A 19254-nucleotide genomic window follows, 5' to 3' on the forward strand; every position below is an offset into this window, starting at 1 on the left:
CCTCTCACGGCGGGTTTGTGGGGTGGTGGGGGTTAGGTGGGGTGTTTTTTTTTCCCGGGCCCGGCATTTCACCCGGCGCTTTCCGCCGGGCCTTTCCATGAGCTCACGCAACCCGCGGGAATGACGATCGAATACCTGCGGAAGGCGTAGGGAACCCCTCGTCCGTGTGACGGGCCGTGCCGGAAACGCCTGTCGTTGTCTTGTGACAGAAGCGTGACCGGAGGCGGAGAGTGACGAGGCGACGGCCCGGACTTCCGCGGTAGCCGGGCAGGACATAGCGTGGCGCCATGGCACCGACTCCGACACCTTCCGCGGAACCCGACGACAGCCCGGACACCTATGTCGGCCTGGAGGCCGACCGGGCCGAACGCCTCGCGCGTGAGCGCGGCTGGCCGACGGTGCGCTCGCTGCCGCCGGGGGCGATCATCACGATGGAGTACCGCGTGGGCCGGCTGAACTTCGAGGTCAGGGGTGGCCGGGTGGTGCGGGCCTGGAAGGGCTGAGACAGGGCGAGGGCCCCGGTTCCGCTCCGGAACCGGGGCCCTCGCCCGTGCCGGGACGGGATGTGCGCACCTCGGACGGGATGTGCGCGCCGTTCACGCGGCTGTCCGCCGTGGTCAGCCGCCTCTCAGGGGCGGACCGACGACGTCGTGCCGCGCGGGTGGCGCTCCGGGTGCGGCGGGCGGCGGCTGCCGGCCGGGGCGGTCGGCGTGCGCTCCGCGCGGGATGTGTGCGGGCCCGGCGCCAGGCAGACCGGAGTACGGGGCGAGCGGGCCGCGACGTCCTCCCGGTCGGAGGGCAGCGGCGTGACCACCACGGGCGGCGCGCTGACGGGGGCGGTGGCGGCACGGCTCCAGCGCTCCCGCAAGTGGTCGCGCAGGTCGAAGATCCGGGCCTCGGCACGGGCGATCAGCGGCTCGAACCACGGCAGGGCGAGCAGGATCAGCAGCCCCGCGGCCCACCCCAGCAGCACATCGCTCAGCCAGTGCGTACCGAGGTAGACGGTGGCCATACCGACGCCGAGCGAGGTCACCGCGGACACGGCGGACAGCCAGCGGCGCGCTCTCGGGGTGGAGGCCATATAGGCCAGGATTCCCCAGGTCACCACGGCGTTGGCGGTGTGACCGCTCGGAAATATATCGCCGCCGCGCCACATCTCGTTCGAGCCGATCACGGTCGCGTAGTGCGGTCCCAGCCGGCCCATGCCGTACTTGGCGGCGCCGACCGTGACGTTCAGCAGCAGCAGCGAGACGCCGAGGGCGAGCAGCGGACGCAGGGTGTGCTGGCGCCAGGAGCGCCAGCCCAGCCAGGCCGCGACCATCACGGCGGTCGGGCCGCGCTGTCCGAGGACCACGTAGTAGTCGACGAACCAGTGGATCTCCGACCACTGCTGGTAGGGCCGGAAGAACATGACCTGCCAGTCGAGCCGGACCAGCCAGGACGTGATCACCACGGCCCACACGATCGCGCCGTAGAAGGCCAGGGTCGCCGCGAAGAGCACGACGCGGTGCCTGCTCATCTCCGGCGCATCGATGTGGGCCGGTCGTTCCGGCTCACGGTCCAGCCGGGCGAACACCCGGTCCAGACGGGTGAGCTTCGGTTCGGTACGCACCCGATCGACGTTACAGCGAGTGAGCTGGGATCCCGGTCGAATCAACGGCTTTGTGATGACGATGTGATGTGGGATTCCCCTCAGGAGCAGGATTATTTCCGGCGAATCTGCAATCCCCGGCCGCTGTGGCCTTCAATTCCTTTGATCATTCCGGATGCGGGTTTTGTTGACCTTTTGAATTCGTTCACCGGGGCATGGTGCGGAATTCTCCCGGCGCTCACAGCGGGTCAGGGCGGACCGGACCCGTTCAGCCAGAACGCCCCGTACCCCGCGCAGACGACCGCCACGCCCCCGAGCACCGCCGCTGACCTGCGGGGACGCAGCCCGGCCAGGGCCAGCGCGAGGGGCAGCAGCAGGGGGAAGGCGGGCAGCAGCAGACGCGGTTTCGAGCCGAAGTAGCTCGACGCGCACAGGGCGAGCGCGGTGACGACGCCGGTGTAGACCAGCAGCGGCAGCGGCTGGCGCTGACGTACGCCGGTCGCATACAGCCAGACGACTGACGCGACCCCGAGGACCAGCCCCACCCCGGCCAGGGCCGACGGGAACGACGTGAACTTCTCGGCGACGAACCGGGCGAAGGAGTAGCCACCGTCGAAGCCGTTGCGCCATCCGGCCTGCACGTCGAGATAGCCGAGCGGGCCCCGGCCCGTGTAGTGGCCGACCCAGAGCACGTAACCGGCGGTGCCGAGGGGGGCGAGGAGCATGCCGAGGACGCGGCGGTCCCGGGGAGCCGGGCCGGGCAGGCCGTCCGCCGAGGCCGCACGCCCGTCCCGCGTGAAGGAGCAGGCCGCCGCCACCCACACCGCCGCCACCACCGCCATCCCCACCGGACGGGTCAGGCCCGCCAGCAGGGCCAGCGTGCCCGCCGTCACCCAGCGGCCGGTCAGCACCGCGTACAGCGACCACGCGGCGAGGGCCGTGAACAGCGACTCGCTGTACGCCATCGACTGCACGATCCCGACCGGCAGGACGGCCCACAGCAGGACCGCGCACACTCCGGCCCGGCGGCCGTACACCCGGTCCGCCACCGCGAAGATCCCCCACGCCGCGGCGAGCGAGGCCAGCAGACTGACGAGGAAGCCCCCGTCCGCGTACGACAGCGGCGACACCGCCGCCACCAGCCGCTCCAGCCAGGGCAGCAGCGGGAAGAACGCCAGGTTCGAGTGGACGTCGCCGTTCGCCAGCCGCACCTCGTAGCCGTAGCCGAGCTCGGCGATCCTGACGTACCAGAGCGCGTCCCAGCGGGCGGTCAGCAGTGTGTACGCGCTCTTGTCCCGCGCCGCGCTCCACAGGAACAGGACCAGCAGGCCCAGGGCGCGGACGGCCGCGTACCCGAGGAGCGCCGGGGCCGCCCGGCGCAGCGCCCCGGCGCGGATCGGGGCCACGCGTGTCTCAAGATCGGTCACGGGCCCGATTATCGACCGGGGCGGGAACCGGCAGGCCGGCCAGGGCGTGACCGGGAGAGGGGAAAGTGACGCACACCACACCTCTGGGTCGAACGTGTGAGAGGTCCGCCACTGGGCTCCGGCGTGGATTCGCGTACGCTGACGTGTCACTCGCTGTTCGTTTGCGCGGGCCGGAGACCACCGCTCCTCTCCGGCCGAGTCGCGGGGGCGTCCCCCACTCCGTGAGCCCGCCGATCGCGAGGAACATCTGGGAGGTACGTACATGTCCGGGACGACCACGGCCGCCGCCGGGCTGCGCCGTCGGGCGGCCGGGGCCGGTGCCAACCGCTGGGTGGTTCTGGTCGTCCTCTGCGTCAGCCTGCTGCTGGTCGCGGTCGACGCCACCGTGCTGCACGTGGCGGTCCCCGCCGTCACCGAGGACCTCAGGCCCGGCGGGATGGAGCTGCTCTGGATCGTCGACGTCTACCCGCTGGTCTGCGCCTCACTGCTGATCCTGTTCGGCACGCTCGGCGACCGCGTCGGCCGCAGAAGGGTCCTGCTCCTCGGATACGCGCTGTTCGGCGTCGCCTCGGGGCTCGCGGCCCTGGCGGACAACGCGCAGCTGCTGATCGTGGCGCGGGCACTGCTCGGTGTCGGCGGCGCGATGATCATGCCCGCGACGCTGTCGATCCTGCGGCAGGTCTTCCCCGACCGGCGCGAGCGGGCGCTCGCGATCGGCATCTGGAGCGCCGTGGCCGCGGTGGGCGCCGCGGTCGGGCCGCTGCTCGGCGGCTTCCTGCTGGAGCACTTCTGGTGGGGCTCGGTCTTCCTCGTCAACATTCCGTTGATGCTGGTCAGTCTCCCGGTGGGGCGGCTGCTGCTGCCCGAGTCGAAGGGCGAGGGCGACGGGCCCTGGGACGTGGTCGGCGCGCTGATGGCGGCGGCCGGCCTGTTCGGCGTGGTGCTGGGTGTCAAGCGGCTCGGGAGCGGCGAGTCGGTGGGGAGCCTGCTCACCGTGCTGCCGCTGGTGGGGGGCGTGGTGCTGCTGGTCGCCTTCGTGCGGCGGCAGCGGCGGCGGACGCATCCGCTGGTGGACCTCAGGATGTTCGCGCGGCCGGCGTTCAGCACGTCCGTCGGGTGCATCGTGCTGGCGATGCTCGCGCTGGTGGGGCTCGAACTGATCGCGGCGCAGTACCTGCAGCTGGTGCTCGGGCTGTCGCCGCTGGAGACCGGTCTGCGGCTGCTGCCGCTGACGTTCGCGGCGATGGCGGCCGGGCTGGCCGGGGCGCGGATGCTGCGGCGGTTCGGGCCGCGGCGGATGGTGTGCGCCGGGTTCTGCCTGACCGCGTTCGCGGTGGTGCTGCTGACGGCGCTGGGCCGGACGGACGACTGCGCGCTGATGCTGAGCGGGTTCGTGCTGCTGGGCTTCGGGCTGGAGACGACGCTGTTCGGGGCGTACGAGTCGATGCTGAGCGAGGCGCCGCAGGAGCAGGCCGGTGGGGCGGCGGCGATCGGGGAGACCTCGTACCAGCTGGGAGCGGGCATCGGGATCGCGCTGCTCGGCACGGTGATGAACGCGGCGTACGCGCCCGGGTTGTCGGGTGTGCCGGGGGTGCCGGAGTCGGCGTCCTCCGCCGCGGGGCATTCGCTGGGGGAGGCGTACGAGGTCGCCGCGCAGCTGGGCGGCGCCGCCGGGGCCGCTCTGCGGCATGCCGCGCGGGACGCGTTCGTGCACGGGCTGCATGTGACGCTGCTGGTGAGTGCGGGGTTGTTGCTGCTGGGTGCGGTGATGGCGCTGCGGTTGCCGCGGGTGATGCAGTGCGAGCCCGGGGCGGTGGAGGTGCCTGCACCGAGGGACGCTGCGGAGTCGCGCGTCTCGGTGTGATCCTTCGCCCACTCACGCGCCACACTCACGCGCCACACCCGCGCGCCACCCGTGACTGTCGCTCGCGGGGTCAGGGTCGCCTGCAGGGGCGAGGCGCCGTCGGTGGCCTGCGGTTCGCGGATTGCGGTTCGCGGATGGCGGCGGGCCCGCGGGCAGCCGCCGATGGCGCGGTGCCGCCCGTGAGCGAGCCTCGCCTCTCAGTTCGTGGCTACGGGTGGTGCGTGGGTGTGCGGAGCCGTAGCGTCTTGGGCTAGCGGTGCTAGTTGAAGAGTCTCGGAGGATGTCGTTCATGTCCGGTTCGTCCAAGCTGCCTCCCTTCGATCCCGCCGATCCCCTCGGCCTGGACGACCTGCTGGAGCCGGAGGACCTCGGGATCAGGGACACCGTGCGGTCCTGGGCCGCGGACCGGGTGCTGCCGTACGTCGCCGAGTGGTACGAGAAGGGGGAACTGCCCGGGATCCGGGAGCTGGCCCGGGAGCTCGGGAGCATCGGCGCCCTCGGGATGTCCCTGGAGGGCTACGGCTGTGCCGGCGCGTCCGCCGTGCAGTACGGGCTCGCCTGTCTGGAACTGGAGGCCGCCGACTCCGGCATCCGCTCCCTCGTCTCCGTGCAGGGCTCCCTCGCCATGTACGCGATCCACCGCTTCGGCAGCGAGGAGCAGAAGCGGCACTGGCTGCCGCGTATGGCCTCCGGCGAGGTCATCGGCTGCTTCGGGCTCACCGAGCCCGACCACGGATCCGACCCGGCCTCCATGCGGACGTACGCCAAGCGCGACGGCACCGACTGGGTCCTCAACGGCCGCAAGATGTGGATCACCAACGGCTCGGTCGCCGGCGTCGCCGTCGTGTGGGCGCAGACCGAGTACGGGATCCGCGGGTTCGCCGTGCCGACGGACAGCGCCGGGTTCACCGCCCCCGAGATCAAGCACAAGTGGTCCCTCAGGGCCTCCGTCACCAGCGAACTCGTCCTCGACGACGTACGGCTGCCCGCCGACGCCGTCCTCCCGGACGTCACCGGCCTGCGCGGACCGCTCAGCTGTCTGTCCCACGCCCGGTACGGGATCGTCTGGGGCGCCATGGGCGCGGCCCGCAGCTCGTTCGAGGCCGCGGTCGACTACGCGAAGTCACGGGAGCAGTTCGGGCGGCCCATCGGCGGCTTCCAGCTCACCCAGGCCAAACTCGCCGACATGGCGGTGGAACTGCACAAGGGGATTCTGCTCGCCCACCATCTGGGGCGGCGGATGGACGCCGGCCGCCTGCGTCCCGAGCAGGTCAGCTTCGGCAAGCTCAACAACGTGAGGGAAGCGATCGAGATCTGCCGCACGGCCCGCACGATTCTCGGGGCCAACGGGATCTCGCTCGAATACCCCGTGATGCGGCACGCGACCAACCTCGAGTCGGTGCTCACCTACGAGGGCACCGTCGAAATGCACCAGCTCGTGCTGGGCAAGGCGCTCACCGGACTCGACGCTTTCCGTTAGGCCCTGTCCGGTGACCCCGCGCGGGGGCAGGGCCGGTGAGCGGTCCTGCCTCAGCTCTGGTTGAAGAAGCCGTCCGTGCGGTGCGCGGCCGGGTCGCCGTTCACGATCTCCGTGTTGGCGGGGGTCAGCAGGAACACGCGGGTCGACACTCTCTCGATCGAGCCGCGCAGGCCGAAGATCAGCCCGGCCGCGAAGTCGACCACGCGCTTGGCGTCGGCCGCCTCCATGGCCGTGAGGTTCATGATGACCGGCACGCCGTCGCGGAACAGCTCGCCGATGGCGCGGGCGTCCCGGAAGCTGTCGGGGGTCACCGTGCCGATGCGGCGGCCCTTCTCCTCGGCGACGTCCGAGGCCACCTTGACGCGCGGATCGGTGACCCAGGCCTCCCCGGGCTCGGTCCCGTCGGAGTAGTCGTCGTCGTAGTAACGCTCGTCTTCGTTGTCGTCGACGAGGCCAAGCCAGGCACTTGCCTTGCGTACCGATCCCATGGACGCCTCCTCTCACAGCGGTCTTTCTGCTTTCCGCATCCCTATGGTCGTCCATGATGCGGATGGCGCGCCAAGTGGATAGACGCCGCGCGGGGGGTTTGTGACGGTACTGGTGCACAGCGAATCCGTCGAGAGTCCGTATGTCCCAAGGGCCGTTTCCCAAACGGCTGCTGACTGTGAGTGAAATATGATTCTTCTCGGCGTACGGGTGACGGCCGGGGCGTACGGGTGAATGCGCGGCCCGATACGATGCCGCAGCTCAGCGTCGTAACGAAGCTCGGGGGAGCGCCGTGTTCGGAATCGTCAGGCCCTGCAGGCACCGTCTCGGAGAGAAGCTCAGCAGTCAGTGGATGGCGCATTTGTGCGGCCTGTGCCTCGCGCTGCGCGGAGAGCACGGACAGTTCGCTCGCATAGTGACGAACTATGACGGCCTTCTCATATCCGTTTTGACGGAGGCTCAGGCCGCGTCCGGCGGGGCCGCGCGGCGTACGGCCGGGCCGTGCCCGCTGCGCGGCATGCGCACCGCCTCCGTCGCCCAGGGCGAGGGGGCCCGGCTGGCGGCCGCCGTGTCGCTGGTACTGGCCTCCGCAAAGGTACGGGATCACGTCGCCGACGGCGACGGGCTGATGGCCCGCAGGCCGGTGGCGCGCGCCGCTCGCCGGGTCGCCGCTCGCTGGGACTCGGCCGGTGCCCGTGGCGGCACCGCTGTGGGGTTCGACACCGCCCTCCTGGTCGACGCCGTGGACCGGCAGACCGGGATCGAGGCGCTGGCCGGGCCCGGGACGCCGATCCTGACGGTCACCGAACCGACCGAGACCGCCACTGCCGCGGCCTTCGCGCACACCGCCGTCCTCGCCGGCCGGCCGCACAACGCCGTACCGCTCGCCGAGGCCGGACGGCTCTTCGGGCGGCTGGCCCATCTGCTGGACGCCGTTCAGGACCGGCACGCCGACGCCGCGTCAGGCGCCTGGAACCCGATCGCCGCGACCGGCACCTCCCTCACCGAGGTCCGGCGGCTGGCCGACGACGCGGTGCACGGCGTCCGGCTGGCACTGCGGGAGGCGGAGTTCACCGACGGGCGGCTGGTGCACCGGCTCCTCGTGCACGAGCTGCGCACCTCCGTCGACCGCGCCTTCGGTGTGGCCGCCTGCGCCCACGCCGCCGGTCCCTACGCACCGCCCGGCACCGGCGCCCCGGGCGGTCCCGGCGCTCCGCCGCCCCCCGAGCCGCCGCGCGGCAACCGGCGCGGGCTGCTCGCCGGGTGCGCGGTGTGGCTGGGGCTCGCCTGTACGTGCCAGATGTGCTGCGGCACGTATCACGATCCGTGGACGGGCGAGCGCAAGGAAGGGCAGTGCGGCAACTGCGACTGCGGCGGATGCGGGGACTGCTGCAGCTGCTGTGACTGCTGCGGCAAGTGCTGCGACAACTGCGGCTGCGACGGCTGCGACTGCGGCTGCAGCTGCTGAGGCACCGTCAGGCGAGCCGGCCGTCGTGGCCTCGGCCCTCTTCGTCCTCACGGCCGCTCCCTGCTGGTGCTCTACGTCGGCGCCCCGCTGGCACGGCGCGGGGCCCCAGGACCGAGGGTGATCCGGATGGTCGACTTCCGGACATCCCCGGGCTCTGGCGGGCCGACGGCGACGCGGTTTCTTGCCGACCACCGCCGAAGTCGTGCTGAGCACCACCGAAACGGACGACCTCGCGGTGGGCGGACGGCCTTTCGGCGGTGAGGTGCGGCTCGCGGCCGAGCCGGGCCCGGCGGGCGGGGCGCGGGTGGCGTACGGCGAGCGAAGGCCGGTTGCGCTGGTGCGCGAGGGGGCGTGGGGCGTACACGACTTCGACCCGGAGTCCGCCCGCGCGCCGGGGGTTCCGCGGCCTCCGGGGCACGCCGTACGCCCCGCGCCGGGCGGTGCCGGGGCGCTCGGGCCCTGAAGTGAGGCGGCTTCCGGGCCGGCGGGGCAACTGAGCCTGGCGGTGGGGCCGTGAGGCGCGGACGAGGGCACTCACGCACAGAACGCTCGAAGGGTGACGGCCGAAAGGCACCCTTGCGCCGACCGGCCGTTCGGCCGAATACTCCCCCTCAGCGCTTGTCAGGGGCACGACGTGTTCGGAATCCGAGCACCCGGTCCCAGGCTGCGCCTCACGGGCCTGAAACCCCACGAGGGCCCCCTACTTCCTTTGTGGAGGAACGAAAAGTGAGGATCAAGCGCACCACCCCCCGCAGCGGCATTTCGAGACGGACCCGGCTGATCGCCGTTTCCACCGGCCTGGTCGCCGCCGCAGCGATCGCGATCCCCAGCGCGAACGCGTCCGAGACCCCCACCGCCTTCAGTGCCGCCGAGCTCAAGAGCGCCAGCGGGTCCATGCTGAAGGCCGACATCCCGGGCACCGCCTGGGCTGTCGACAGCAAGACCAACCGGGTGCTCGTCACCGTGGACAGCACGGTCACCCAGGCCGAGATCGCGAAGATCAAGCAGCAGGCCGGCGGCAACGCCGACGCGCTCACGATCAAGCGGACCCCCGGCACGTTCAGCAAGCTCATCCAGGGCGGCGACGCCATCTATGCGAGTAGCTGGCGCTGCTCCCTCGGCTTCAACGTCCGCGCCAGCAACGGCACCCAGTACTTCCTGACCGCCGGTCACTGCACCGACGGCGCGGGCACCTGGTACTCCAACTCCGGCCGCACCTCGGTCATCGGCTCGACCGCCGGCTCCAGCTTCCCGGGCAACGACTACGGCATCGTCCGGTACTCGGGGTCCGTCAGCCGGCCCGGCACCGCGAACGGCGTGGACATCACGCGCGCGGCCACGCCCAGCGTGGGCACCACCGTCATCCGTGACGGTTCCACGACCGGTACGCACAGCGGCCGGGTCACCGCCCTCAACGCCACCGTCAACTACGGCGGCGGCGACATCGTCTCCGGCCTGATCCAGACCACCGTCTGTGCCGAGCCGGGCGACTCCGGCGGCCCGCTCTACGGCAGCAACGGCACGGCGTACGGTCTGACCTCCGGCGGCAGCGGCAACTGCTCCTTCGGTGGTACGACGTTCTTCCAGCCCGTCACGGAGGCCCTGAGCGCCTACGGCGTCAGCGTGTACTAGGCCTTCCCGGGCAGTAGTCCGAAGGGCTTCGAGCCCCCGCACGCACCGCGTGCGGGGGCTTTCCTTTTGGGTTGGGTCGAAGTGTTCGGTGGGGACTTCGTGGAGATGGTGCGATGGTCCATCAATGTACTTTTTCTGAGCATGAGTTGGGGTTGGCCGGAGGGAAGGTTTTCGGCCACGGTCAGACCTCTCGGAGTGCGCACATATTACTCGTGCGTAATGTTTGCAGTGTGAACGGGTGTTGGTTGAGCCCGATTTGACCGTGCGCGGTCAAAATGAGGGCCGTACGTCGCGTCATCTACGCGCGTCCTGAACTCGACCTTGTGTGCTCCCCGTTGTCCTCGGAATAGTGACGCTCGTCAACGAAGCCTTCCGGTCCGGTGAGGTCCCCACAACCTCCCGCACCGACCCCCCACAGGAGGACAGAAGTTGAAGCACCGACGCATACCCAAGCGGCGTGCAGCCGTGGCAGGTGCGGGCATCGCCGCACTGGTCGCCGCGGGAGTGACGTTCCAGACCGCGAACGCCAGCGAAACCCCTGAGGCGTCCGCACCCCGGACCCTGTCGGTCGCGGCGGCCGGAAAGCTCGCCTCGACGCTGGCGAAGGATCTGGGAGCCGACTCGGCCGGGACGTACTACGACACCAAGAGCAAGAGCCTCGTGGTGAACGTGCTCGACGAGGCCGCCGCGCAGGCCGTCGAGAAGGCCGGCGCCAAGGCGAGAATCGTGGCGAACTCGCTCGCGGAGCTGAAGAGCGCCCGCAGCACGCTGAAGCAGGACGCGACGATCCCGGGCACCTCCTGGGTGACCGACCCGACGACGAACAAGGTCGTCGTGACCGCCGACCGTACGGTCTCCAAGGCCGAGTGGGCGACGCTGACGAAGGTCGTGGACGGGCTCGGGGCGAAGGCCGAACTGAAGCGGACGAAGGGGGAGTACAAGCCCTTCATCGCCGGTGGCGACGCGATCACCGGCGGCAGCGGCCGCTGCTCGCTCGGCTTCAACGTGGTCAAGGGCGGCGAGCCGTTCTTCCTGACCGCCGGGCACTGCACCGAGGGCATCTCCACCTGGTCCGACTCCAGCGGCAACGAGCTCGGCACCAACGTGGACTCCAGCTTCCCGGGCGACGACTACGGGCTGGTCAAGTACACCTCGGAGGTCGCGCACCCCAGTGAGGTGAACCTGTACAACGGGTCGACCCAGAAGATCTCCGGTGCCGCGGAGGCGACCGTCGGCATGGAGGTCACGCGGAGCGGGTCGACGACGCAGGTGCACGACGGGAAGGTCACGGGGCTGGACGCCACCGTGAACTACGGCAACGGCGACGTCGTGAACGGGCTGATCCAGACCGACGTGTGCGCCGAGCCGGGTGACAGCGGCGGGTCGCTGTTCTCGGGGAGCAGCGCGATCGGGCTCACGTCCGGCGGTAGCGGTGACTGCACGTCGGGCGGGGAGACGTTCTTCCAGCCGGTGACGGAGGCGCTGTCCGCCACGGGGACGCAGATCGGCTGAGGCGGATCGGCCGGCCCGGATCAGCTGACCCAGCGCGGCCGGCTCGTGAGCTGGTGAGCCCCGCCCCTCGTGTGAGGGGCGGGGCTTTCGCCTGCGGGTGTGCGCCTGCGCCGGGGTGGCCTTCTTGTCGTACGGAGGTGCGGCCCGTCCGTGCGGCGGGGCTGCGGGGTCCTGCGGCGGGCTGCCGCTGCCACCGTGATGGCCGTTCCCGCTACCGCTTACGCCACCAGGGTCAGCAGTGATGTGGTCATCCGGGGCGGGGCGCCGCCCGCGCTGGGGTTGCCGAGGATGACCACCAGCAGGATGACCAGGCCGATGCCGATCGTGCCGAAGAGGCCCTGCAGGGCGAGGGTGGCCGCTCCCACGGTGCCGCTGGGGTCGACGATCAGGGCGGCGTCGATGTCGCGGTTCTCGATCTGGTTCCGGGCCGTCGCCTCGTCCGGCAGGGCGCGGGGGTCCAGGGGGTGCCCGGGAGCCGTTCCAGGCGGGTCATCGCCTGCTCGGACGCCGCCTGGGGGGCCACCAGGCCGAAAGGCACGTCCCTGGGTTTCGGGTCGTGCAGTGCTCCCACGTAGGAGGCGTGAACAGCAGCTGGAGCGCGATCACGCCGACGACCAGCAGGGTGGCCCGGGGTGTGACGGCGTCTTTCATCTCGGGGGCGAACGAGCGGTGCGGCATGCCTCCACGGTCGGGGGGTTCAGGGTGTTTCCGCAGGTGGGGCGGGGTCGAACGGATGTCGTACACACATTCGAAAATTGGTCTATGGTGGGGGTGAGGTAGCTGGGAACAGATGTTCGAGAGCGGGTTGCTCACAAGTGCGGGAGGTGCGTGTGCCGGGGTTCACGCATCTGCACACCGTCTCCGGATTCTCGTTGCGATACGGGGCCTCGCACCCGGAGCGGCTGGCCGAGCGCGCCTCCGAGCGGGGCATGGACGCCCTCGCGCTGACGGATCGCGACACGCTCGCCGGTGCGGTCCGGTTCTCGAAGGCCTGCGGGAAGGCGGGGGTCCGTCCGCTGTTCGGGGTGGATCTGGCGGTGGCGGGAGTGGAGCCTCAGGGCGGGACCGGGCGGCAGGGGCGGCGCCGGACGCCGGTGCGGGGTGGTGCCTTCGTCGACGAGTCGGCTCCTCGGGCGATCTTTCTCGCCCGGGACGGGGCCCGGGGGTGGGGGGAGCTGTGCCGCCTCGTCTCGGCCGCCCATGCAGGGGAGGGGACGCCCCTGCTGCCCTGGGACCGCAACCATGCCGAGGGGCTGACCGTGCTGCTCGGGCCCGACTCCGATGTCGGGCGCGCCCTGGCCGCGGGCCGGCCCGACCGGGCGGCGCGGCTGCTCGTGCCGTGGCGGGAGGTCTACGGCGACGACCTGCGGCTGGAGGCCGTCTGGCACGGCCGGAAAGGCACGGGGCCCGGGTCGCTGCGGCTGGCCGCCCGGACCGTCGGGTTCGCCGCCGAGCAGCGGATCCGCCCCGTGCTCACCAACGCCGTACGGTACGCCGATTCCGGGCTGGGTCCGGTCGCCGACGTCCTGGACGCCGCCCGGCGCCTGGTGCCCATCGACCCGGCCAGGGAACTGGACTCCGGTGAGGCCTGGCTCAAGGGGGCCGGGGCCATGGCGCAGGCCGCCGAGCGGATCGTGGAGGCCGCCGGGTTCCGGCGGGGCACCGCTCACCGGCTGGTGGAGCAGACCGAGGCGACGGCTGCCGAGTGCCTGGTCGATCCCGAGGACGACCTCGGGATCGGGACCGTCCACTTCCCCGAGCCGCATCTGGTCGGCGCCGGGCGCCGTACCGCCCAGCGGACCCTGGCCTCGCGGGCGGCGGCGGGAATGGTGCTGCGCGGGTACGGCCGGCGCCGGGAGTACTGGGAGCGGATGCACCATGAGCTGGACATCATCGCCCACCACGGGTTCGCCTCCTACTTCCTGACCGTCGCCCAGGTGGTCGACGACGTCAGGGAGATGGGCATCCGGGTGGCCGCCCGGGGGTCCGGGGCCGGGTCGCTCGTCAATCATCTGCTCGGGATCGCGCACGCCGACCCGATCGAGCACCGGCTGCTGATGGAGCGGTTCCTGTCGAAGGAGCGGGTCGTGCTGCCCGACATCGACATCGACGTGGAGTCCGCGCGCCGGCTGGAGGTCTATCGCGCGATCATCGACCGGTTCGGCACCGAGCGCGTCGCGACGGTCGCGATGCCGGAGACGTACCGCGTACGGCACGCCATCCGCGACGTGGGGGCCGCCCTGTCCATGGACCCGGCCGAGATCGACCGGGTCGCCAAGTCCTTTCCGCACATCCGGGCGAGGGACGCCCGCGCCGCGCTGGAGGAACTGCCCGAGCTGCGTGCGCTGGCGGGGGAGAAGGAGAAGTACGGGAGGCTGTGGGAGCTGGTCGAGGCGCTGGACGCCCTGCCGCGCGGGGTGGCCATGCACCCGTGCGGGGTGCTGCTGTCCGATGCTTCGCTGCCGGCGCGCACGCCGGTCATGCCGACCAGCGGCGAGGGCTTTCCGATGTCGCAGTTCGACAAGGACGACGTCGAGGACCTCGGGCTGCTGAAGCTGGATGTGCTGGGGGTGCGGATGCAGTCGGCCATGGCGCACGCGGTGCGGGAAGTGGAGCGGGTGTCGGGAAAGAGGGTCGAGCTGGACGCCCTGCCGCCGGGGGACCCCGCGGCGTACCGGCTGATCCGGTCCACCGAGACGCTCGGCTGCTTCCAGATCGAGTCGCCCGGGCAGCGGGACCTGGTCGGGCGGCTTCAGCCCGCCACCTTCCACGATCTGGTCGTCGACATCTCGCTGTTCCGGCCCGGGCCGGTCGCCGCCGACATGGTGCGGCCGTTCATCGAGGCGCGGCACGGGCGGGCGCCGATCCGCTGTCCGCACCCGGATCTGGAGGAGCCGCTGATGGAGACGTACGGGGTCGTCGTCTTCCACGAGCAGATCATCGACATCGTCGACATCATGACCGGGTGCGGGCGCGGCGAGGCCGACCGGGTGCGGCGCGGGCTGTCCGATCCGGAGTCGCAGGGGCGGATCAAGGTGTGGTTCGCGCAGCACGCGGCGGCGCACGGCTACGACGCGGAAACGATTCGGCGGACCTGGGAGATCATCGAGGCCTTCGGGTCGTACGGCTTCTGCAAGGCGCACGCGGTCGCCTTCGCCGTGCCGACCTACCAGTCGGCGTGGCTGAAAGCGCATCACCCGGCCGCCTTCTACGCGGGACTGCTCACGCACGACCCCGGTATGTACCCGAAGCGGCTGCTGCTGGCGGACGCGCGGCGGCGCGGTGTGCCCGTGCTGCCGTTGGACGTGAACAAGTCGGGGGTCGCACACCGTATCGAACTGGTGTCCGGTAAATGGGGTCTGCGACTGGCGCTCTCCGATGTGCACGGCATCACTGAGGCCGAGGCGGCGCGGATCGAGCAGGGGCAGCCGTACGCCTCGCTGGTCGACTTCTGGGAGCGGGGCCGGCCCAGCCGTCCGCTGGCCCAGCGGCTCGCACAGGTGGGCGCGCTGGACGCGTTCGGCGCCAATCGCCGTGATCTGCAACTGCATCTGACCGAGCTGCACCGGGGCGCGCGGGGTGCGGGCGGTGGCCAGCTGCCGTTGGCCGGAGGCCGGAAGACCGCCCCGGCCGGGCTGCCCGACCTCACCTCGTCGGAGCGGCTCAGCGCCGAGCTGGGCGTGCTGTCCATGGACGCCTCGCGCCATCTGATGGACGACCACCGGCAGTTCCTCGACGAGCTGGGCGTGGTCTCGGCGCGGCGGCTGCGCGAGGCCCGGCACGGGGAGACGGTACTGGTCGCGGGCGCCAAGGCGGCCACCCAGACGCCGCCGATCCGATCCGGCAAGCGGGTCATCTTCTCCACCCTGGACGACGGCACGGGCCTGGTCGACCTCGCCTTCTTCGACGACTCGCACGACGCCTGCGCCCACACCGTCTTCCACTCCTGGCTGCTGCTGGTGCGCGGGGTGGTGCAGCGGCGCGGCCCGCGCAGCCTCAGCGTGGTGGGCGCCGCCGCCTGGAACCTCGCGGACCTGCTCGAAGTGCGCCGGGAGGAAGGGCTGGAGGGAGTCGCGGCCCGGCTGGCCGGTGCCGGCGCTTCCGGTGGCTCCGGTGATTCCGGTGATTCCGGTGATTCCGGTGGTCCGGGTGAGGACGGTGAGGGAGCCGCGCCCCGACGGCTGGCCGGTTCGGACGGGGCGCCCGCGCCGGCGGGTTCCGCGGCCCGGGATCCGATGGAGCAGCGGAAGATCCGCATGGCCACGGGGTACGAGATGCACCCCTGGGCCGACCTGCGTCCCGCGGGTGAAGGACCCGCGGCGGGAAGAAAGTTGTGGCACCAGAGTCCGGGGAGTGCGGGATGACCATCCTCTGCGTACGTTTCCAGCTGCCTTCGGCGGGCGAGGCCGATCTGCCCCACCTGATCGGGATGCTCGAGGAGTTCACCCCGGTCGTCCAGGCCCTGCCACCGGACGGGGCGCTGGCCGATCTGCGGGGTGCCGAGCGGTACTTCGGGCGGGACGCCGTCGAACTGGCGTCGGTGATCCGGGTGCGGTCGCTCGCGCTGTACGGCGTCGACTGCGTGATCGGTGCCGGGCCCGGGCCGATGCTGGCGCGTGTGGCGTTGCGCGACGCCGTGCCCGGGGTGACGTGCGCGGTGCCCGAGGAGCCGGATGCCATCGCGGAGTTCCTCGCGGACAAGCCCGTCGCCGCGCTGCCCGGCGTGGGCGGCGCGACCTCCCGCACCCTGACCGACTACGGCCTCGACACTCTCGGCCGGGTCGCTGCCGCGCCACTGTCCACGCTGCAGCGGCTGATCGGCGCGAAGGCCGGCCGCGAACTGCGCGAGAAGGCGAGCGGCGTCGACCGTGGCCGGGTCGTACCGAACGCCGTCTCCCGGTCCCTCGCCACGGAACGCCCCTTCGAACGCGACGAGCTGGACCCGGACCGGCACCGGCGGGCCCTGCTGTCGGCCGCCGAGGAGATCGGTGCCCGGCTGCGCGCCCTGGAGAAGGTCTGCCGCACCCTCACCCTCACCGTGCGCTACGCCGATCGGTCCGCCACCACCCGCACCCGCACCCTGACCGAACCGACCGCACACTCACCGGCGCTGACCAGGACCGCGTACGGCATGTACGAGGCGCTCGGGCTGCAACGGGCGCGGGTGCGGGCGATCGTCCTGCGCGCCGAGGGGCTCGACCCCGCCGGCCAGGCCTCCCACCAGCTGACCTTCGACTCCGTGGACGAGAAGGTCCGCCGCATCGAGGAGGTCGCGGACCGCGCGCGAGCGAAGTTCGGGCCGCGGGCGGTGATGCCCGGGGGACTAGGAGGACTGGCGGCGTAGATCCTTCCGCGTGACGTCAGTTGGCCCACGGCGGCACGATGCGGGTGCCGTCGGTGAGCCGTGCCTCCAGACCGGTCGAGGTGGTGACCCAGGAGCAGGCGGTCCGGTCGGTGGGGTTCTCGACGCTCAGAACTCCGAGGCCATGGCCCTACCCCTTGCGGACCATCGTCCACGAGCTGACTGGCGGTCTGCTGGTCACCCCGAGGTGGGCGGCCAGGTCGGTGACCGTCGAGCCGTCCGGGGACGCCGAGCGGCGGCCGCATCCCGAGGACGCGCGGGCGCGGCTGGTCGTGCTGACCGGGCGGGGGTGGGGCTGTACGCGGGCGGCGGAGGAGGCGGCTGCGGATGCCGTGCGGGCGTGGGGGGACGTGCTGGGGGAGAGGGAAGCGCGGGCGCTCGGGCAGCAGTTGCTGCGGATCGCTCCGCGCGGGCCCATGCGGCCTGCCTGGTGAAGGGGTGTCAGGCGGGTACGCCGCCGTCGGTTACCACTGGATGTTTTTACTGACGCGTAACTTCCCAGTTTGACTACTCGCCCGTAACTTGACGAGTGAACAGCATCCTCGTGATCCGGATCACAGGGCGTCGTGCCGTCGCACCTCCCTTGAGCCGCAAGGAGATCACCCGATGCTGCCCTGGAAACGAATGCTCAGACCCCTGGCCGCGCTGCTGCTGACCGCCGCGGCCCTCACCGTCCCCGCCACCACCGCCCAGGCCGCCGGTGCACCGAGCGCCGGCTGGAACGACTACTCCTGCAAGCCGTCCGCCGCCCACCCCCGCCCCGTCGTCCTCGTCCACGGCACCCTCGGGAACTCCGTCGACAACTGGCTGGGGCTCGCCCCCTATCTGAAGGTCCGCGGCTACTGCGTCTTCTCCCTCGACTACGGGCAGCTCGAGGGCGTCCCCTTCTTCCACGGCCTCGGCCCCGTCGAGAAGTCCGCCGCCCAGCTGAGGGACTTCGTCGACAAGGTGCTCGCCGCCACCGGCGCCGCCGAGACCGACGTCGTCGGACACTCGCAGGGCGGCATGATGCCCCGCTGGTATCTGCGCTTCCTCGGCGGAGCCGCCAAGGTGAACGCCCTGGTCGGCGTCGCGCCCAGCAACCACGGCACCGATCTGAACGGCTTCACCCGCCTGCTGCCGTACTTCCCGGGCGCCGCCGACCTGCTGGCGAAGGCCACCCCGGCCCTCGCCGACCAGGTCACCGGCTCGGACTTCCTCAAGCGGCTCAACGCCGGCGGCGACACCGTGCCCGGCGTGCGCTACACCGTCATCGCCACCAAGTACGACCAGGTGGTCACACCGTGGCGCAGCCAGTACCTGAAAGGGCCGGACGTGCGCAACGTCCTGCTCCAGGACCTGTGTCCGGTCGACCTGTCCGAGCACGTGGCCGTCGGGCTGCTGGACCGGATCGCCTTCCATGAGGTGGCCAACGCCCTCGACCCGGGGCGCGCCAGGCCCACCACCTGTGCTTCGGCCTTCGACTGACACGTGTCTGCGAAACGATTCGGGGCCTGTCCGGCCTGAGCCGCCGGACAGGCCCCGAGTCAAGGGGTCAGCGGCCGTGCCGGCCGCCGATCGCGACGTACGGGGTGCTGCTGTCGCCGCACGAGGAGCCGGGAAATCGCCTGCTGAAGGCGGGTGAGGGAGATCCTTATGGCCCGCTTGAGGGAGTGCTCAGACTGGCATCAGGTAGGTAGCGTCATGGCATGACGGACGAGGAGATCCGGCCGGCCGGCGCCGCTGACGTACCGGTGGTCGAGGGCGTGATCGACGCGGCGTTCCGCCCGTACATCGCGCGCATCGGACAGGTGCCGCAGCCCATGGAAGAGGACCACGCGGCGAACGTGACCGCGGGCAAGGTGTTCGTGACGGGCGATCCCGTGACCGGCCTCGTCGTCGTGGAGGCCTTCGAGGACCATCTCTTCCTCGACACCATCGCCGTCCACCCCACCGCGCACGGCAGGGGAGTGGGGCGACGGCTGCTGCGGTTCGTGGACGCACACGCGCGTGCGCTGGGGCTGCCCGAGGTCAGGCTCTGCACGAACGCGCTCATGTGGGAGAACCGGAAAATCTATCCGAAGTACGGCTACGAGCTGGTGGAGCGCCGTACCGACGGACCCTACGACCGCGTCCACTATCGCAAGCGGCTGCTCTGACGCGTGCGTCTCATGACCGGCACCGGCCGCTCAGGCGTCCGGCCACCAGGTGCGTGCGATGTCCTTGCGGACCTCCGGGCGCCCGGCGGGGCGCTCGTCGGCCTCCTCGCGGATCCGGCGGACGTCCGGCTTCTTCAGGGGCTTCTGCACGGTCACACGGCGCATGGCTGCCTCCTTCAGGGTCTACCGGGTTCCGCGTTCTCACGGAGGTAGACCTTTCGGGGGAGGGTTACTCATCGCTCCTGGTCTGTCAGTGGCGGCAGTCACGATTCGAGTGTCAGTGGCAGGTGTCAC

Annotated in this window: 16 protein-coding genes and 2 pseudogenes; 12 read left to right on the forward strand and 6 right to left on the reverse strand. The window is 71.4% G+C overall.

Features of this window, described 5'->3' with window-relative positions; genetic code table 11:
• The first annotated feature begins 287 nt into the window (after window positions 1-287).
• Complete coding sequence (locus tag ACZ5TL_RS13040; RefSeq protein ID WP_468589603.1) at window positions 288-503, forward strand: I78 family peptidase inhibitor; 216 nt, start codon at window positions 288-290, stop codon at window positions 501-503.
• Window positions 504-628: 125 nt separating this feature from the next.
• Here the strand turns inward: ACZ5TL_RS13040 and ACZ5TL_RS13045 are convergent, their stop codons facing one another.
• Window positions 629-1612 carry a phosphatase PAP2 family protein gene (locus tag ACZ5TL_RS13045; protein WP_468589605.1) on the reverse strand — a complete coding sequence of 328 codons (984 nt, stop codon included), beginning with the start codon at window positions 1610-1612 and terminating at the stop codon, window positions 629-631.
• 227 nt (window positions 1613-1839) lie between these two features.
• Window positions 1840-3018 (reverse strand): glycosyltransferase family 39 protein, encoded by a 1179-nt coding sequence (locus tag ACZ5TL_RS13050; protein ID WP_468589606.1) that lies wholly within the window; start codon window positions 3016-3018, stop codon window positions 1840-1842.
• A gap of 262 nt (window positions 3019-3280) precedes the next feature.
• Between ACZ5TL_RS13050 and ACZ5TL_RS13055 the strand changes: the two genes are divergently transcribed.
• Together ACZ5TL_RS13055 and ACZ5TL_RS13060 are read left to right on the forward strand one after the other, a co-directional pair.
• On the forward strand, window positions 3281-4882 hold the full coding sequence (locus ACZ5TL_RS13055; RefSeq protein WP_468589607.1) for an MFS transporter: 1602 nt from the start codon (window positions 3281-3283) through the stop codon (window positions 4880-4882).
• 289 nt (window positions 4883-5171) lie between these two features.
• The gene (locus ACZ5TL_RS13060; protein WP_468589608.1) at window positions 5172-6362 is read left to right on the forward strand and encodes an acyl-CoA dehydrogenase family protein; all 1191 of its coding nucleotides are present in this window, start codon (window positions 5172-5174) and stop codon (window positions 6360-6362) included.
• Window positions 6363-6412: 50 nt separating this feature from the next.
• Here the strand turns inward: ACZ5TL_RS13060 and ACZ5TL_RS13065 are convergent, their stop codons facing one another.
• Entirely contained in the window at window positions 6413-6850 is a 438-nt protein-coding gene (locus ACZ5TL_RS13065) for a cell division protein SepF (protein WP_468589609.1), read from the reverse strand.
• A gap of 290 nt (window positions 6851-7140) precedes the next feature.
• On the opposite strand from ACZ5TL_RS13065, the gene ACZ5TL_RS13070 reads away from it, so the two are divergent.
• The 4 genes from ACZ5TL_RS13070 (at window position 7141) to ACZ5TL_RS13085 (ending at window position 11460) form a co-directional block, all read left to right on the forward strand.
• Window positions 7141-8316 carry a DUF5685 family protein gene (locus ACZ5TL_RS13070; protein WP_468589611.1) on the forward strand — a complete coding sequence of 392 codons (1176 nt, stop codon included), beginning with the start codon at window positions 7141-7143 and terminating at the stop codon, window positions 8314-8316.
• A gap of 202 nt (window positions 8317-8518) precedes the next feature.
• The gene (locus ACZ5TL_RS13075; protein WP_468589612.1) at window positions 8519-8779 is read left to right on the forward strand and encodes a hypothetical protein; all 261 of its coding nucleotides are present in this window, start codon (window positions 8519-8521) and stop codon (window positions 8777-8779) included.
• A gap of 263 nt (window positions 8780-9042) precedes the next feature.
• Window positions 9043-9948 carry a S1 family peptidase gene (locus ACZ5TL_RS13080; RefSeq protein WP_468589614.1) on the forward strand — a complete coding sequence of 302 codons (906 nt, stop codon included), beginning with the start codon at window positions 9043-9045 and terminating at the stop codon, window positions 9946-9948.
• A gap of 429 nt (window positions 9949-10377) precedes the next feature.
• Window positions 10378-11460: a S1 family peptidase gene (locus ACZ5TL_RS13085; RefSeq protein WP_468589615.1), complete on the forward strand. Its 1083-nt coding sequence runs from the start codon at window positions 10378-10380 to the stop codon at window positions 11458-11460.
• Window positions 11461-11795: 335 nt separating this feature from the next.
• On the opposite strand, the pseudogene ACZ5TL_RS13090 reads toward ACZ5TL_RS13085, so the two are convergent.
• Window positions 11796-12138 (reverse strand): annotated as a pseudogene (locus tag ACZ5TL_RS13090) (DUF3533 domain-containing protein); the annotation flags it as partial.
• Between the two features lie 152 nt (window positions 12139-12290).
• On the opposite strand from ACZ5TL_RS13090, the gene ACZ5TL_RS13095 reads away from it, so the two are divergent.
• Together ACZ5TL_RS13095 and ACZ5TL_RS13100 are read left to right on the forward strand one after the other, a co-directional pair.
• Window positions 12291-15824, forward strand: a complete 3534-nt coding sequence (locus ACZ5TL_RS13095; protein ID WP_468589617.1) for a DNA polymerase III subunit alpha — start codon at window positions 12291-12293, stop codon at window positions 15822-15824.
• Complete coding sequence (locus tag ACZ5TL_RS13100) at window positions 15821-16804, forward strand: DNA polymerase Y family protein (RefSeq protein ID WP_468589618.1); 984 nt, start codon at window positions 15821-15823, stop codon at window positions 16802-16804. Before ACZ5TL_RS13095 ends, ACZ5TL_RS13100 begins: the two co-directional genes overlap by 4 nt.
• Window positions 16805-16820: 16 nt before the next feature.
• Here ACZ5TL_RS13100 and ACZ5TL_RS13105 read toward each other — a convergent pair.
• A pseudogene (locus ACZ5TL_RS13105) lies at window positions 16821-16934 on the reverse strand (cupin domain-containing protein); the annotation flags it as partial.
• Here ACZ5TL_RS13105 and ACZ5TL_RS13110 point away from each other — a divergent pair.
• The 3 genes from ACZ5TL_RS13110 (at window position 16915) to ACZ5TL_RS13120 (ending at window position 18960) form a co-directional block, all read left to right on the forward strand.
• A complete protein-coding gene (locus ACZ5TL_RS13110; protein WP_468590024.1) occupies window positions 16915-17256 on the forward strand; it encodes a MarR family transcriptional regulator in 342 nt (113 codons plus the stop codon). The pseudogene ACZ5TL_RS13105 and the gene ACZ5TL_RS13110 sit on opposite strands and share 20 nt — an antisense overlap.
• A 172-nt stretch (window positions 17257-17428) precedes the next feature.
• On the forward strand, window positions 17429-18289 hold the full coding sequence (locus ACZ5TL_RS13115) for an esterase/lipase family protein (RefSeq protein WP_468589619.1): 861 nt from the start codon (window positions 17429-17431) through the stop codon (window positions 18287-18289).
• A 221-nt stretch (window positions 18290-18510) separates the two neighbouring features.
• Window positions 18511-18960: a GNAT family N-acetyltransferase gene (locus ACZ5TL_RS13120; RefSeq protein ID WP_468589620.1), complete on the forward strand. Its 450-nt coding sequence runs from the start codon at window positions 18511-18513 to the stop codon at window positions 18958-18960.
• A 30-nt stretch (window positions 18961-18990) separates the two neighbouring features.
• On the opposite strand, the gene ACZ5TL_RS13125 is transcribed toward ACZ5TL_RS13120, so the two are convergent.
• Window positions 18991-19125, reverse strand: a complete 135-nt coding sequence (locus ACZ5TL_RS13125; RefSeq protein WP_468589621.1) for a hypothetical protein — start codon at window positions 19123-19125, stop codon at window positions 18991-18993.
• Window positions 19126-19254 lie beyond the last annotated feature (129 nt).

This window comes from Streptomyces sp. NPDC033136 (assembly GCF_055578235.1).

Bases quoted from the DNA above. Each gene is read 5' to 3' on its own strand.
- ACZ5TL_RS13060 (WP_468589608.1), top strand. From the start codon at position 5,172: ATGTCCGGTTCGTCCAAGCTGCCTCCCTTCGATCCCGCCGATCCCCTC.
- ACZ5TL_RS13120 (WP_468589620.1), top strand. From the start codon at position 18,511: ATGACGGACGAGGAGATCCGGCCGGCCGGCGCCGCTGACGTACCGGTG.
- ACZ5TL_RS13040 (WP_468589603.1), top strand. From the start codon at position 288: ATGGCACCGACTCCGACACCTTCCGCGGAACCCGACGACAGCCCGGAC.
- ACZ5TL_RS13065 (WP_468589609.1), bottom strand. From the start codon at position 6,850: ATGGGATCGGTACGCAAGGCAAGTGCCTGGCTTGGCCTCGTCGACGAC.
- ACZ5TL_RS13100 (WP_468589618.1), top strand. From the start codon at position 15,821: ATGACCATCCTCTGCGTACGTTTCCAGCTGCCTTCGGCGGGCGAGGCC.
- ACZ5TL_RS13055 (WP_468589607.1), top strand. From the start codon at position 3,281: ATGTCCGGGACGACCACGGCCGCCGCCGGGCTGCGCCGTCGGGCGGCC.
- ACZ5TL_RS13115 (WP_468589619.1), top strand. From the start codon at position 17,429: ATGCTGCCCTGGAAACGAATGCTCAGACCCCTGGCCGCGCTGCTGCTG.
- ACZ5TL_RS13125 (WP_468589621.1), bottom strand. From the start codon at position 19,125: ATGCGCCGTGTGACCGTGCAGAAGCCCCTGAAGAAGCCGGACGTCCGC.